The 14,738-nt window shown below is 32.4% G+C and carries 14 protein-coding genes; all 14 read left to right on the forward strand.

The genetic code is table 11. From position 1 onward, the window contains the following. Positions 1-6: 6 nt before the first annotated feature. The 14 genes from BLS22_RS00610 to BLS22_RS15305 all read left to right on the forward strand — a co-directional run bounded on the left by BLS22_RS00610 (position 7) and on the right by BLS22_RS15305 (position 14,649). Positions 7-1,056, forward strand: a complete 1,050-nt coding sequence (locus tag BLS22_RS00610; protein ID WP_090548819.1) for a hypothetical protein — start codon at positions 7-9, stop codon at positions 1,054-1,056. Continuing rightward, positions 1,053-2,201: a glycosyltransferase family 4 protein gene (locus BLS22_RS00615; protein ID WP_090548821.1), complete on the forward strand. Its 1,149-nt coding sequence runs from the start codon at positions 1,053-1,055 to the stop codon at positions 2,199-2,201. The genes BLS22_RS00610 and BLS22_RS00615 overlap by 4 nt, the downstream gene beginning before the upstream one ends. Continuing rightward, positions 2,198-3,382, forward strand: coding sequence for a glycosyltransferase family 4 protein (locus BLS22_RS00620; protein ID WP_208974648.1), 1,185 nt, complete (start codon positions 2,198-2,200; stop codon positions 3,380-3,382). Before BLS22_RS00615 ends, BLS22_RS00620 begins: the two co-directional genes overlap by 4 nt. Beyond that, positions 3,379-4,476 (forward strand): glycosyltransferase, encoded by a 1,098-nt coding sequence (locus BLS22_RS00625; RefSeq protein WP_090548824.1) that lies wholly within the window; start codon positions 3,379-3,381, stop codon positions 4,474-4,476. Before BLS22_RS00620 ends, BLS22_RS00625 begins: the two co-directional genes overlap by 4 nt. A 14-nt stretch (positions 4,477-4,490) precedes the next feature. Then, positions 4,491-5,939, forward strand: coding sequence for an O-antigen polymerase (locus BLS22_RS00630; protein WP_176761988.1), 1,449 nt, complete (start codon positions 4,491-4,493; stop codon positions 5,937-5,939). Continuing rightward, positions 5,926-7,098, forward strand: coding sequence for a polysaccharide pyruvyl transferase family protein (locus BLS22_RS00635; RefSeq protein ID WP_090548828.1), 1,173 nt, complete (start codon positions 5,926-5,928; stop codon positions 7,096-7,098). Before BLS22_RS00630 ends, BLS22_RS00635 begins: the two co-directional genes overlap by 14 nt. 14 nt (positions 7,099-7,112) lie before the next feature. Next, complete coding sequence (locus BLS22_RS00640) at positions 7,113-8,312, forward strand: outer membrane protein assembly factor BamB family protein (protein ID WP_176761989.1); 1,200 nt, start codon at positions 7,113-7,115, stop codon at positions 8,310-8,312. A 119-nt stretch (positions 8,313-8,431) separates the two neighbouring features. Further along, a complete protein-coding gene (locus BLS22_RS00645; protein ID WP_090548835.1) occupies positions 8,432-9,685 on the forward strand; it encodes an MATE family efflux transporter in 1,254 nt (417 codons plus the stop codon). 25 nt (positions 9,686-9,710) lie between these two features. Continuing rightward, positions 9,711-10,367: a DUF1919 domain-containing protein gene (locus BLS22_RS00650; RefSeq protein WP_090548838.1), complete on the forward strand. Its 657-nt coding sequence runs from the start codon at positions 9,711-9,713 to the stop codon at positions 10,365-10,367. Between the two features lie 33 nt (positions 10,368-10,400). Further along, entirely contained in the window at positions 10,401-11,414 is a 1,014-nt protein-coding gene (locus BLS22_RS00655; RefSeq protein ID WP_090548841.1) for an NAD-dependent epimerase, read from the forward strand. Positions 11,415-11,521: 107 nt separating this feature from the next. Continuing rightward, positions 11,522-12,688, forward strand: coding sequence for a nucleotide sugar dehydrogenase (locus BLS22_RS00660; protein WP_090548843.1), 1,167 nt, complete (start codon positions 11,522-11,524; stop codon positions 12,686-12,688). A gap of 92 nt (positions 12,689-12,780) precedes the next feature. Further along, positions 12,781-13,689 (forward strand): UTP--glucose-1-phosphate uridylyltransferase GalU, encoded by a 909-nt coding sequence (gene galU / locus BLS22_RS00665; RefSeq protein WP_090548846.1) that lies wholly within the window; start codon positions 12,781-12,783, stop codon positions 13,687-13,689. A gap of 171 nt (positions 13,690-13,860) precedes the next feature. Beyond that, complete coding sequence (locus BLS22_RS00670; protein ID WP_280139561.1) at positions 13,861-14,328, forward strand: Rpn family recombination-promoting nuclease/putative transposase; 468 nt, start codon at positions 13,861-13,863, stop codon at positions 14,326-14,328. A 171-nt stretch (positions 14,329-14,499) separates the two neighbouring features. After that, positions 14,500-14,649, forward strand: coding sequence for a putative holin-like toxin (locus BLS22_RS15305; protein WP_280139554.1), 150 nt, complete (start codon positions 14,500-14,502; stop codon positions 14,647-14,649). Positions 14,650-14,738: the final 89 nt, after the last annotated feature.

The raw sequence follows: 14,738 nt of genomic DNA on the forward strand, positions 1-14,738 counted from the left end.
TTGATTATGAATTATTTTGTTTATGTTGATGGTATTCTAGGGGTTAAAACCAATGAAAAAGAGTTTCCTTGGTCTTATGGAACGGTAGCTCCAGAATCTACAAAAGAAAAGTTTGATGAATGTAAGATAAAAATTAATGTAGATGTAAGACATTCAAATGATGTTTTTGGTGCAGACATTAATCTTGATAAAATGGGTAAATACCATTATTTTAGCGCCAATAGAAAGGAGAATAAAGTTTATTACGAAAGAAATTTCTTTGGTAAAAGTAAATTAAGATATTCTATTGAAATCAATGGAAACGAAATAAATGTTATTGTAGGCAAAAACTATATGAAGTATGTAAAACATAGAATAATGGGTCTACATTCAATGTCATATACATTAACTGATATTACAGCAGGGTTACTATTAAAAAATGGCATAGCCACTATACATTGTTCAGCAGTTAATGAAGATAATCAATCGATTATTATATTTGCTCCGCCGAATACAGGCAAAACACTCACAAGTATTCAGCTTTGTAAAGACCATAACTTCAAGTTTATTGCAGAGGATTTTGCATTAACAGATGGAGAAAATGTATGGGCTGTTCCTTGGACGAGTACATTTAGATATTATGATGATATAAATGAATCTAAAGTTGATACTATTGTTAACAAAATCACCTCAGTATTGCCGATTATGGAGTTGATTTCCGTTAAGAAAAACAAGTCGATTGATACATATCTTGGTGAAGATAGTATTAAGCACTTTTCTAGAGCAACAGATATTGTCGTTCTTGAAAGAGGAAAAAGCGATATCGAAAGAGATAAGGCTGAAGGCCTAAGGAAATTAATTAACCTTAACAAATATGAGTTTAATTATCATAAGGCGCCATCAATAGTAGTTATGGATTACTTTAACGAAGGGTTTTCACCGGAAGCAATGTATGATACAGAGAAGAAAATATTAAACAAACTCATAGATAACTGTAATTATGTTTCAATCTCTGAAGAAGATGCATTAAATTATGCAAATGTAGTTCTAAGAGAAGTAGTAGAGAAAAAAAGATGAAGAAAATAGTACATGTTTTTACTGTTTCGATGTCAGTAATTTTCCTTGAGGGATTATATGAAAAATTGAAAAGTAAAGGATATGAATTAATAGTAATCTGCTCAGATGGTGAAGAAGTTCGACATCAAGAAAGACTTGGGAATGTTAAATATTACCCAGTTAATATGAGCAGAGGTATAAATCCCATTAAAGATTTATCTGCTCTAATTAAAATAATTTCCATTCTCAAAAAAGAAAAACCGTTAATTGTCCATGGACATACGCCAAAGGGTGGTATTTTGGCGATGATGGCTGCAAAATTGCTTAAAATAAAACATAGACCTTATCATTTGCACGGATTAAAGTACCCTAGTGAAGTAGGAGCAAAACGATTAATTATCAAATGGATGGAAAAAATGACAATTAGTCTTTCAACGAAGGTTTTTGCTGTAAGTAATAGTCTTAAAGAGTTTGCTATTGCGTCAGGATTAGGATCTAATTTAAAAATTATGGTACTACTGAACGGTAGTGTTAAAGGAATTGATATTAAAGATTCAGAGGAAATACGAAAGAATAAAGAACAAACTGCTATCAGATTAGGCATTAAGAAAAATGAAGTAACAATAGGCTTTGTAGGTAGAATAACAGAAGAAAAAGGAATATTTGAGCTCTTGAAAGCTTACAAAAGATTAATAGGGTCAAAACAGAACATTGGATTAATTCTATGTGGACCAACAGAAATTAAAAATTCGCAAAATAGTGTTGTGTTTGATGAGATTAGAGAATTGCCTAATGTACAATATTTTGGGCAGGTTCATAATCCGTTAGAATACATGGTTTGTTGTGATATTTTTGTTTTACCTTCCTGGAGGGAAGGGTTTGGCTTAGTTAACATTGAAGCAAACTCAGTTGGACTACCTGTAATAACAACAGATATCGTAGGGTGTAAAGACTCAATTGAAGATCAAAAAACAGGTATTTTAATTGAAAGTAATAATGTTTGTGATTTAATTGATGCACTAGAACTTCTAATTGAAGATCCAGCACTAAGGAAAGAAATGGGGCAGAATGGAATACAGAGAGTTAGAGATTTATATGATAGAAATAAAATTTGGAATACTCTATTAGAAGAATATGAAAGAATGATTAAGGCGGTGAAAGCTTGAAGGCATTATTTGCACATGGACTGAAATTTTTTGAAGACTCAAATGGAAACTTGTATCTTCGAGGATATGACACCAATTATTGGAATAGATATCTAAAACATTTTGATGAATTATATGTAATTGGCCGTAAACAAAGTATTAGTGATGAACATATAGCAGGATTTAATAAATTTGATGGTGATGGTTTGTTTTTTGTGGAAGTTCCAGATATTCATAACTATAAAACTTATTTTAGAAGTAATAAATTATATGAAAGTATAGCTAAGAAAATAGTGAATGATGTAGATGTAATTATAGCAAGGATACCGGGAACATACTCTTCAAAAATCATTAAATATGCAAAGCAGAAGGACAAGCCTTACTTAGTAGAAATGGTAGGTTGTCCATGGGATTCCTTATGGAATCATAGCTTGAAAGGAAAATTTGTTGCACCTTTTATGATGCAATCTACTAAAAAAATACTGGGAAAAGCGCCTTATGTTATATACGTCACTAATAAATTTTTACAAAATAGATATCCTACGAAAGGGAAACAAACTAATTGTTCCAATGTAACGTTGCCAAAGATGGATGATGCAGTCCTAACAAAGAGAATTGAAAAAATTAAAAGCAATTCATCCTCAGAGATTGTGATAGGAACGACAGCAGCTGTAGATGTTCGTTATAAAGGGCAGCAGTATGTCGTTGAAGCTTTAGGTAAATTAAAAGCAGAAGGCAATACCAATTATAGATATCAATTAGTTGGTGGAGGAGATACTTCATATCTAGAAAGCATAATTAAAAAATATAATGTTGGGGAGCAAGTTGAATTTCTAGGTGCAAAATCTCACAATAAAGTTTTTGAATGGCTTGATACGATTGATATATATATTCAGCCTAGTAGACAGGAGGGGTTACCAAGAGCCTTAATAGAAGCAATGAGTAGAGGGTTACCTAGCCTTGGTGCGGCTACAGGAGGTATACCTGAATTATTAGATGAAAAATATATTTTTTCCAACACAAATAAAAATATAAGTGAAATTGTTACTATACTTACAAACTTGAGTAAAGAAGACATGGAGATGCAAGCGACCAGAAATTATGAAGAAGCTAAAAAGTATGGTGAGACGTTGATAGATAATAGAAGATCCGAATTTATTGAAAGTTTTTTAAAAAGTATAAAAAGGGAAGATAGAATATGAAAGTAACTTTACTTTTACCTAAAATAAGCTATGGTGGAGCTTCTAAAATTATTTCATGGCTGGCGAATCAGTTAACATATAGCGGTTACCAAGTTTCAATAGTTGTGTTTTATACAGGAGAAGTGCAACAAAAAATTGACAACTCAATCAATATTATTAATTTGAATGATAAGCAAAGCGCTAATAAAATTTCTAGACTGTTGTTTGGAACGTTAAAAACTCAAAAAAAGCTCAAGAGTGCAATAAATAAGATAGATCCTGATATTATTATTACTTTTGGCGATACAATGGGGTCCCTATATTTACTTACTAATATACTTAATAGAAGAAAGATAATCATCTCTGAGAGATCAGATCCATATTCTGTGAATGGGTTAAATCATAAGTTAAGGAGAAAGTTATTTGGATTTGCTGATGGTATAGTTTTTCAAACTGAGGGTGCAAAACAGTACTTCTCTAAGCGTATTCAAAATAAAGGAAGAGTTATTGTTAATCCAGTAATAAACCCAAATCAAATGAACAATAAGCATTTTGAATATAATCAGTACAGTAAGGACATTGTATGTGTATCTCGTTTCGATGTTAAACAAAAGAGGCAAGATCTGATGATTAGAGCATTTAGAAAAGTTATCAAAATTCACGATGGCATGAAATTAAGATTTTATGGAGATGGAAAAGATTTACCTATGATTGAGAAGATGGTCAAAGATTATGACTTGTCAGGAAGTGTGGTTTTTGAAGGGAAGACCAAAAATGTAATTGATCGTATAAGAAAATCTAGAATGTTCGTTTTGACTTCTGACTACGAGGGGATTCCAAATGCATTGATAGAAGCAATGACTATTGGATTACCTGTTATTTCTACAGATTGTAGTCCTGGAGGTGCTAAAGTATTAATTGATAATTATGAGAATGGGATTTTAGTACCAAGGGAAGATGAAGACGAATTAGCTGATGCAATATGCTATATTATTGAAAATACCTCCCATGCGAGCAAGATGGGAGAGAAAGCAAAAACAATCATTAATAAGTTTTCAGAAGAAAAAGTATATGGAGAATGGAATGATTTTATTGAATACGTGGCTAATCACTGAATGGAGTAATGCCTATGATTATTAAGAAGTCCAATGAAAGAAAAAAAAGAGTAGAAAAAAGGAACTTGTTTTTTTTAATATTTAATATATTCATTTTAATGCTGCTGTTATTATTTTTTATTTACACAAAAGATAATAATACATACCATTCTGAATGGTATAAGACAGTAAGTATATTATCACTATCTTTACTCATTTATTATATAGTTTATTTTTATAATTATAGATTGTTTTATGACTTTAGGTTTTGGTTCATTATTTTAACCTATCTTTTTATGTACAGTAAAATATACCTAAGGTTTTTTGGGATTGAAGATCCCTTTTACAGACCTTTTTTAGATAAGTATGCTTTGGATGTTTTATATACTACCGGCATGATAGTTGTATGTTACACTCAAGCTTTGTTTACAGGTTTCACATGGATCGGGAAAAGAACGAAAAAATCAAAGTTATATAAGCTTAAAGAAAACATTTCTGATCTGAGAGCAAAGAAATTAATATACTTGACTGGTAGTATACTAATTGCAATATCATTGCCTTTCCGACTTATAGTTGATTATAACACGATAGCTACCACTTATTTAACGGGATCTTACTCAAATCGCGCAGGTATGACAGGTCTATATAATGATATTGCGATATTATTCATCCCAGGTATAGTTTATTTGATTTCAAGTAATTACAAAAAAAGAAGGTTTGCAACCATACTTGCAATAACTACTTTGCTGTATTTTGTGTTAATAATGATTATGAGTGGAGATCGGAGATATTATATAACAGGCATATTAGCGGTAGTCTTAAGTTACTTAAAGGCATATAATATAAATTTATCCATTATTAAACTAATAATACTTGGAACAGCGTCGAATATAATGTTAAATTTATTGGCTGTTTTACGTGTGATTCGTAGCAGGGGATTATTATCACCACTGGAATTTCTAAAACAATTTAGTAATGACTTAATTAACTCTAAAGGAATCATAGAAGCAATGTCAGAGTTCGGATATTCATTTTATTCAGTTGTACAAGTTGTAAGATTTATACCTGAATATATACCACATCAATTGGGGATAGGTATATTTGGTGCAATACCTACATTACTGCCAATTGGGTTTATAATTAGAGATTTTTTAAACAAAGTTTCAATTTCAAGAACAATTAATGTTTTAGATGGTCATACGTTAGGTTCTACTATTGTAGGAAACTTATATGCGGACTTTTCTTGGTTTTTTGTTATAGCTGCAATAATTTTTGGGAAGATAATGTACGAAGCTACTGCAATTAAAACAATTGATAACGATAATCTTGCTTATGCAAGACAGTATTCCATGCTTTATGTTTTGGTGAATTCAGTGAGAGCTTCATTTCTTGAAATATTTAGGCCTTCTGTAACAGTGTATTTAATTCCGATAATGATACTATTATTGATATCTAAAAGGGGGAAGTTTAATGGCAGTGAATAGGCAAGAAAAATCCAAAATTGGCGTAATAACCTATGTAAGATCGAATAATTGGGGGACATTTTTGCAGGCATATGCGACGGTTAAATTACTTGAAAAATATCTTGGTGATTATTATGAAGTTGAACTAATTGATATTACAACAAGAGCTAAGACAACAGAAGGAAGAAAAAGTAAAAGTTTAAGGGAAATTTTGCAATATCCTAAGAGATTCTTATTATCAAGAAAACTAAGAAAAAATCATGAAAATATTATTAAGTTTTACGAATCCAACTTGAAATTGTCAGAACGATTCCATTCAGAACATTTCAACGAGGCACTAAAATTTATTAAAGATAGGCAATATGATATTTTAGTTTCAGGTAGCGATGAAATATGGGCAAATAAATCTGGTGTAGATATACCTAATATTTATTATATACCTCATGAGATAATAGCTCGTAAAATTAGTATAGCACCTTCAGCAAACCGTGGAGATTTAAATACTTTGACTGACAAAGAAAAATCATATATTAAGCATTCTTTATCTGGATATGATTATATAACCGTTAGAGATAAGAATACCTATGAATTTGTTACAGATTTAACTGATAAAAAAGTATCGCTAATATACGATCCAACCCTAGGGTGCGAGTTTGAACCGGTACCTCATCAAAAAATTCGAAGGGATAAAAAAGTAATAGCATTAATGTTTGGTAAGGTTAATCCAGATGTGGCTCAAAGAATTGTGGAGAGATATGGGAAAAAGTATAAAATTGTTTCAATTCATAGTTACATTCCAAAAACCGAATGGCTATATATTAAGGATCCTTTAGAATTTGTTAGTTTGTATAATGAAATTGATTTGATGATTACTAGTAGTTATCATGGAACGATATTTAGTATTAAAAGTGATACATCATTTATTTCTATTGATAATGAATCAATCTACAAGCAATATAGTAGCAAGATTTCTGATTTATTAAATCGACTTAAGTTAGAAGAACATTACCAACCTATTTTAGATAATTCTGAGGTTGAATATGAGATGCTATTTAAAAAAATAGACAAGTTATTAGAGCATGAATCAAGTTTAAATTTTAATGATGCAAAGAAAAGTGCATATGATGTAGTAAATAATTCACTAGCAGAGATACGCAACACTATAATAAAAAAAGATTAAAGGGGGTGTCTTGTTTGGTTCCATCAGAACAGTTCTTGTTTGATAGATTTAATACAGCTAGAAGTCCTTTTTCAATTGATACTTCCAAGCAACCACAAATACTATGGGAATCTAATTTACGATCACTATCTAAAGCTGGACCTGAATCTGCACCAGTCTTTGATAGGTATGGCAATATGTATTTTGGTTCTCATGATGGATGTTTTTACTCATACGACAAAAATGGTAATCATAGATGGATGTATAGCGTAGGCGCTCAGATTTATTCTAGTCCAATTATTAATGATGAGAGAGTCATTGTTGCTTCTGGAAATGGTTATTTGCTTTGCTTTAGTTTAAATGGGGAACTATTATGGACATATGATATAGCGGAAGAAAATAGGAGGTTTAAAGTAAGAATCAAGAATGATTTTAGAAATTATTTGTCGACTGTTATGAAATTCGGACTATCAAGATACCAATTTAAGTTATGGAATCGTATGTCATGGGCGTCTCCTAAAATAATAGATGATGCAGTTTATATAACAGGTTGTGGTAAAGGGGTACATGCAGTGGATAAAATTACTGGTAAAAGATTGTGGGTAAGAGAAATGGAAAAACCCAACCATCACCTAGCAGGCGTAGTTACAGGTATATATGGAGACATAATCGCGGTTGCTCAAAAACGATGGATATACTCATTAACCACTGCAAATAAAGTACGATGGAAGAAAAGACTGAAAAACAACTGGGACAATTGGTCGACACCGAGTGTTGATCCAAAAACTGGTGACATTTTCATCGCTTCTAGCAATGGAGAAACTAAAAGTATTCTTTATTGTTATAGTAAGGATGGAGAAGTCAAGTGGTCAACAGATTTAGAGGGTGCAATAAGGGGAAGTGCAGCTATTTCATACGATACGTACGTTGTTCTTGTGACGCTTAGTGGACATTTGTATTTCGTTGACAAAAATCAGGGGAATGTCATAAAAGATGAACTAATATCGCAATCAACTAGGGCTTTATGGACAACGCCTACCATCGACAAAACTGGAAATGTATTATTTACTATAAAAGAATCTAGTAAAGAAGGTTCAATAATTTGCTTTAATAAAAACGGTGATTTAGTTTGGAAGTTAGAAGGAGTGGGAAAAACTCTTTCTGTCCCAATAATAGATGAAAAAGGAAGAATTTTTATTGGGTCATGGAGAGGTTCTATGATGTGTATAAAATAAAAATTTAGTAAAAATATGCTCCTTATCATTAACAAGCAAAAGATGATATAGGTAGCATTCATTAATACAAGTTCTGCTTTTAGAACATGTAATTTTTTAATTGAGAGGATGTAAAACATTTGATTCAAAAGATAAGTAAAGTATTAAGTAATGATTACATGTTTTCAATAGCCGCAAAAATATTCGTAATTCTTAGCGGAGTTATATATAGTTCTCTATTTTCTAGATATTTTGGCCCGACTTTAAGAGGTGAATCAGCTGTAATTATAAATTTTGTTAGTTTAGCTAGTGTATTTCTAGGATTTGGGATGTATCAAACATATCCAATTTTTCGCAAAGAGAAAAAGGAGTTTCCGATTTATTTTACTAGCAATATGATTACAGTATTTATTGCATATTTAGCAGTAAGTATTTTCATAATTGTTAATTTTGATATTTCAACTAACATTAAGATTGCGGCTTTAATAACCCCGTTAACCATATTAATAAAACAAATTAACTATGTGGTTTTGATAGAAAGACCCAAAAAGAGAAATATCAATAGTATATTAATTGGTTTAACAGATATCATAATTGTAATATTTTTCATTGTGCTTTTTAAATCGAATTATTTCTTTATGATATCCTTTTTAATAGTAAAAGAAATTTTGCATCTAATAATTTCTCTTGTTAATTTAGAAATCTCTATCTTTAAACTTAAACCTCAATTCAAAGGGATTCCACGCTTTTTCAAATTTGGAATAATACCAATGATAACAGTGTCCCTTATGACTATAAATTACCGAGTGGATATTTTAATGTTAAATGGGGTAGTATTATCCTCTAGTATAGGGATTTATGCTATAGGGGTTAATTTAGCTGAACTTATTTGGTTGGTTCCAAACGCATTAAAGGATATTTTGCTTTCAAAATTAACTAAAGGAAGTAAAGACAGTGAAGTAGCTTATGTTATTAGACATAGTTTATTCTTTGCAATAATTTCACTTGTCGGAATATCAGCTTTTGGAAAATATATCATTTTGATATTATATGGCACGGAGTTTTTGGAATCATACAATATCACAATAATTATGCAAATTGGTATTATAGGAATGATATTCTACAAAATGATATATGCTTATAATATTGCAAATGGTTACAGAGTCAATAGTCTAATAATGCTAAGTTTTGCAGCAACATCAAATATTATATTGAATTACGTCATGATTCCTATATATGGTATTTATGGTGCCGCTATATCTTCGGTAGTGTCATATAACATGTGTGGTATAGCATTTTTAATCTATTTTCACTATAAGAGCAATATTGCCTATAAGGAGATTTTGTTCATAACGAAAAAGGATTTGAAAATACTATTTGATAAAATAAGGTAATTGTATAATTTTAGGAGGCGAAAATATGCAATCAATCAAGTCTCATTTAAAGCTGCTAGTTGACGAAAAAATTCCTTTATTGGCGGTATTAAGAAGGAGAAAGTTAAAGAATACTAATTTTACTGTAATATCAAATAATTGTTGGGCAGGCAATGTTTATAGATACTTTGGATTACCATATTTAACACCAACTGTGGGTATATATTTCTGGGCCCAAGACTATCTAAGGTTTGTAAGCAACCTTAGATATTATTTGAGCCAAAATATAGAATTTATCGACTATACTGAATCAAAATATCGCAGAGAAATTATAGCAAAGAATCAATGTCATATACCAATTGGTAGGTTGGATGATATAGAAATTGTATTCTTGCATTATAAGGATGAAGAAGAAGCTAGAAACAAGTGGACTAAGCGTGCTAAAAGAGTTAATTTTGATAATATTTTGATTAAATTTAGTGAAATGAATAATTGTGCTCACAGTGATTTAGCCAGCTTTGATAACTTAAAATTTGAAAATAAGTTTATGTTTGTAAAAAATAAGGATCATTCGTTTAAAAGTGGAATTTATTTACCGAATTATGATAATTGGAATAATATATCCAATGACACCAATAAATGGAATGAACACGTCGATATATTTGATTTGTTAAACAATAGAGCGGGAAAATATAAACTGTAGGTATTAATAGGAAAAATGAGAGGTGATTAATAAATGAAAATACTAATAACAGGTGCAGCCGGATTTATTGGTTTTCACCTTTCAAAGAAATTACTTGATGATTCCTATCAAATAATAGGAATTGACAACTTGAATGACTATTATGATCCAAACCTAAAACAATCCAGGCTTGAAATCTTAGGCAAATACAATAACTTTATTTTTCATAAAGTAGATCTAAAAGACAAGGCTGAAGTAGATAATATCTTCGAAACCTATCAGCCTACTCATGTCATAAACTTAGCTGCTCAAGCAGGAGTGCGGTACTCTATTGAGAATCCCTATGCTTATGTGGATTCCAACTTAACTGGATTTATGAATATCTTAGAGGCTTGCAGGAACTATCCAGTAGAGCATTTGCTCTACGCATCGTCTAGTTCTGTCTATGGTGGCAATAAGGTAGCGCCATTCTCTACAAATCACAATGTAGACCATCCAGTGTCACTTTATGCTGCAACGAAAAAGTCAAATGAACTCATGGCTCATACCTATAGTCATCTCTATGGCATCCCTACTACAGGTCTTAGATTCTTTACGGTTTATGGACCATATGGGAGACCGGATATGGCTTACTTCTCATTCACAAAGGATATCTTAGCAGGAAAGCCTATCAAGGTATTTAATCATGGAAAGATGGAAAGAGACTTTACTTATATTGATGACATTGTTGAAGGTATCGTGAAGTTAATTGATAAAGCTCCTAATGCCAACAAAGACTGGGATGAAAGCAAGGACGATTTAAGTACAAGCTTTGCGCCTTACAAGATTTACAACATTGGCAACAACAATCCTGTGCAGCTAATGAGATTTATTAATGCTTTAGAATCTGCACTTGGAAAAGAAGCCGAGAAAGTATATATGGATATGCAGCCAGGAGATGTTCATAGAACTTACGCTGACGTGAGTGATTTAGAAAGAGATATTAACTTTAAGCCATCGACGAGTATAGAGGATGGTCTTGCTAAGTTTGTGGATTGGTATAAGGAGTATTATAAAGTAGAGAAGTAAACTTATTCACGAGTAACGAGTTAAATGATAATGAAAGCCACAATCAAGTAAAGCAAATAGGTCTTATAACTATAAGATCTTACATAAATCAAGGGGGTAATCGAATAATGAAAATTACTATCGCCGGAACGGGTTATGTTGGATTGTCTAATGCCATACTTTTAGCGCAGCACAATGAGGTCATTGCACTAGACATCATCAAAGAGAAAGTTGACATGATTAACAATAAAAAATCTCCAATTGTTGATCCAGAGATTGAAGAGTACCTTTCGACAAAGGAGCTTAACTTAACTGCAACTACAGATAACTTTGAAGCGTATAAAGATGCTGATTATGTTATTATTTCAACACCAACAAACTATGATCCAGAGAAGAACTACTTTAATACCAGAACTGTTGAAGCTGTAATTGCAAATGTTCTTTCGATAAATCCAGATGCTGTAATGATTATTAAATCAACAGTACCTGTTGGATATACAGAGTCAATTAAAGAAAAATTTGATACTGAGAATGTTATTTTCTCACCTGAATTCTTAAGAGAAGGAAAAGCTCTATATGACAATCTATATCCTTCAAGGATTGTTGTTGGTGAGCAGTCAGAAAGAGCTAAAGCATTCGCTGAACTGCTAGCACAAGGCGCTATTAAAAAAGACGTTCCAATTCTTTATACAGATGCAACTGAGGCAGAAGCGATTAAATTATTTGCCAATACTTATCTTGCACTGCGTGTAGCGTACTTTAATGAGCTTGACTCATATGCAGAAGTGAGAGGTCTGAATACACAGCAAATCATTGAGGGTGTTGGACTAGATCCACGTATTGGAGACCATTACAATAACCCTTCATTTGGTTACGGTGGATACTGCCTACCTAAAGATACAAAACAATTATTAGCTAACTACGCAGACGTACCTCAAAATATTATGTCTGCAATCGTAGATGCTAATAGAACCAGAAAAGACCATATCGCTGATATGATTATCAAGAAAAACCCTAAGATTGTAGGTATCTACAGGCTGACCATGAAGATGGACTCTGATAACTTTAGACAATCTGCGATTCAAGGTGTCATGAAGCGTATCAAGGCTAAAGGGATTGAAGTAGTAGTATTTGAGCCTGCCCTTCAAGAAGATGAGTTCTACCACTCAAGAGTAATTAAGGACTTTGATGAGTTCAAGAAAATCTCTGATGTTATCGTTGCTAATAGATTATCTGATGAAATAAAAGATGTGGTAGACAAAGTTTACACAAGAGATTTGTTTAGTAGAGATTAATGGACAAGCCCTAACACTGTTTAGGGCTATTTCAACATAGAAGGGCTATTAATTACAGCCCAAATTTTATCAAAAGGGGAGGAACAGTAAAAATGAAAGTAAGAAAAGCAGTCATACCGGCAGCTGGACTAGGGACAAGGTTTTTACCGGCAACAAAGGCTACCCCGAAAGAAATGTTGCCAATCGTAGATAAGCCAACCCTTCAATATATAGTAGAAGAAGCGGTAGAATCAGGTATTGAAGAGATTTTAATTATTACCGGAAGGAACAAAACCAGCATCGAGGACCATTTCGATAAGTCTGTTGAATTAGAAATGGAATTAGAAAGAAAAGGTAAAGAGGATCTTTTAAAGATCGTCCGCGACGTATCGGACTTGGTCACAATCCATTACATCCGTCAAAAGGAACCTAAGGGCCTAGGGCATGCGATCCACTGTGCAAAAAGCTTTGTAGGCAATGAACCATTTGCTGTGATGTTAGGAGACGATATCGTAGAGAATGGCAATGGAAAGCCTTGTCTAAAGCAGATGATGGAAATGTACGATCAATTCAAAACTTCGATTTTGGGTGTGCAGGAAATCCCAAAAGAGAATACAGACAAGTATGGAATCGTGGATGGTAGTAAAATTGAAGATCGAGTGTACAGAGTAAAAGACCTGGTAGAAAAACCATCTGTAGATGAAGCACCATCAAATATAGCAATTCTAGGTCGTTATATTATTAATCCAGAAATTTTTGAAATTCTAGAAAAAACCAAGCCGGGTAAAGGTGGAGAAATTCAGCTTACTGATGCACTAAAAGAGCTTGCTACAAGAGAAGCTATGTATGCTTATATTTTCGAGGGAAGACGTCATGACGTAGGTGACAAACTGGGATTTTTACAAGCCACTGTGGAATTTGCCCTTAAGAGGGATGATTTAAGAGATGATTTTTTAGAGTATTTAGAAGGAATTCTGGGGAAGGAAAAAGGAGCTTTAAGTGAGGTTGCAGCAACCAAGTAATAAAATTTTAACATATAAAAACTACGGTGCCAGGCACTTAACTTATTAAAGGGAATAGACCAATTTCTCTTAAAATCTATATTTAAGGAATATTTAAAAGTTACAGAGAAACTATAGGAAATCCTTTGATAGTTTGATAATGAACTCCGATGCCAGGCACTTAACTTATTTATTTTATTTGATTTGTCAGGTTATACCGATGAAGAAATAAAAGGAAATGCTAGGCTTAGAATCTTCTTAAAAATATTAAGGGACATATTTGAAAAGGACTATGAAGAATTTCTTGTAGTTTTGAGAGAAGCGATTATAGCCTTGGATAAAATAGATAAGCAAGAAAAAGGCACAGAATACTTCGAAACATTCATTAGATATATTATGAACGCTAGAAATGATTTAGAGCTTAGGGCTGTATATGATATCGCAAAAGGTATTTCTGTGGAGAGGAGAGATGTGATCATGACAATAGCTGAAAAACTGATAAAAGAGGGTATGGAAAAAGGCATAGAAAAGGGCATAGAAAAAACAGCAGAAGCTGCTTTTAGAAAGGGAGCGGATATAGATTTTGTGGTGGATATCACAGGATTATCAATGGATAAGCTAAGAGAGATAAAGAGAAGGGTGAAAGAGGAGCAGAATTAAAGAATGGTCTTAGTATGCAAAGCTTAAACTGAACTGTGTCAGGCACTTAACTTTTTTAACTTTTAATTTATTGCGATAATTGTTATCAGTTGGTTTTGAAGTTTAAAGTTGAAAGCTTTTAAAAAGCAGGGTGTGGTTGCCACTTCACTTCAGATGAAGGGAGGTGGTGCGATGAGTACATATGAGGCAATATCACTAATGATACTGTTTTCTATGTTTATTTTATCGCTTATCTCCTATATAGATAGGAATAAGAACCAAAAGCAGATTGCCAAAATCTACGATTTTGTGCAAGTCGCTTTCACAGAGTGCAAGAAATAATCACCCTGCACTGCCATGCTGGGTGATTAAAATGATTTAGTCGCTAATTGGCAATCGCATTTTGCGAATCCGATCACCTTTTTTATTAT

The organism is Natronincola ferrireducens (assembly GCF_900100845.1).
GTDB lineage: Bacteria > Bacillota > Clostridia > Peptostreptococcales > Natronincolaceae > Natronincola_B > Natronincola_B ferrireducens.

Excerpts from the sequence above, each read along its gene's own strand:
- BLS22_RS15305 (WP_280139554.1), top strand. The coding sequence starts at position 14,500 with ATGAGTACATATGAGGCAATATCACTAATGATACTGTTTTCTATGTTT.
- BLS22_RS00635 (WP_090548828.1), top strand. The coding sequence starts at position 5,926 with ATGGCAGTGAATAGGCAAGAAAAATCCAAAATTGGCGTAATAACCTAT.
- BLS22_RS00610 (WP_090548819.1), top strand. The coding sequence starts at position 7 with ATGAATTATTTTGTTTATGTTGATGGTATTCTAGGGGTTAAAACCAAT.
- galU (WP_090548846.1), top strand. The coding sequence starts at position 12,781 with ATGAAAGTAAGAAAAGCAGTCATACCGGCAGCTGGACTAGGGACAAGG.
- BLS22_RS00650 (WP_090548838.1), top strand. The coding sequence starts at position 9,711 with ATGCAATCAATCAAGTCTCATTTAAAGCTGCTAGTTGACGAAAAAATT.
- BLS22_RS00615 (WP_090548821.1), top strand. The coding sequence starts at position 1,053 with ATGAAGAAAATAGTACATGTTTTTACTGTTTCGATGTCAGTAATTTTC.
- BLS22_RS00655 (WP_090548841.1), top strand. The coding sequence starts at position 10,401 with ATGAAAATACTAATAACAGGTGCAGCCGGATTTATTGGTTTTCACCTT.
- BLS22_RS00625 (WP_090548824.1), top strand. The coding sequence starts at position 3,379 with ATGAAAGTAACTTTACTTTTACCTAAAATAAGCTATGGTGGAGCTTCT.
- BLS22_RS00660 (WP_090548843.1), top strand. The coding sequence starts at position 11,522 with ATGAAAATTACTATCGCCGGAACGGGTTATGTTGGATTGTCTAATGCC.
- BLS22_RS00630 (WP_176761988.1), top strand. The coding sequence starts at position 4,491 with ATGATTATTAAGAAGTCCAATGAAAGAAAAAAAAGAGTAGAAAAAAGG.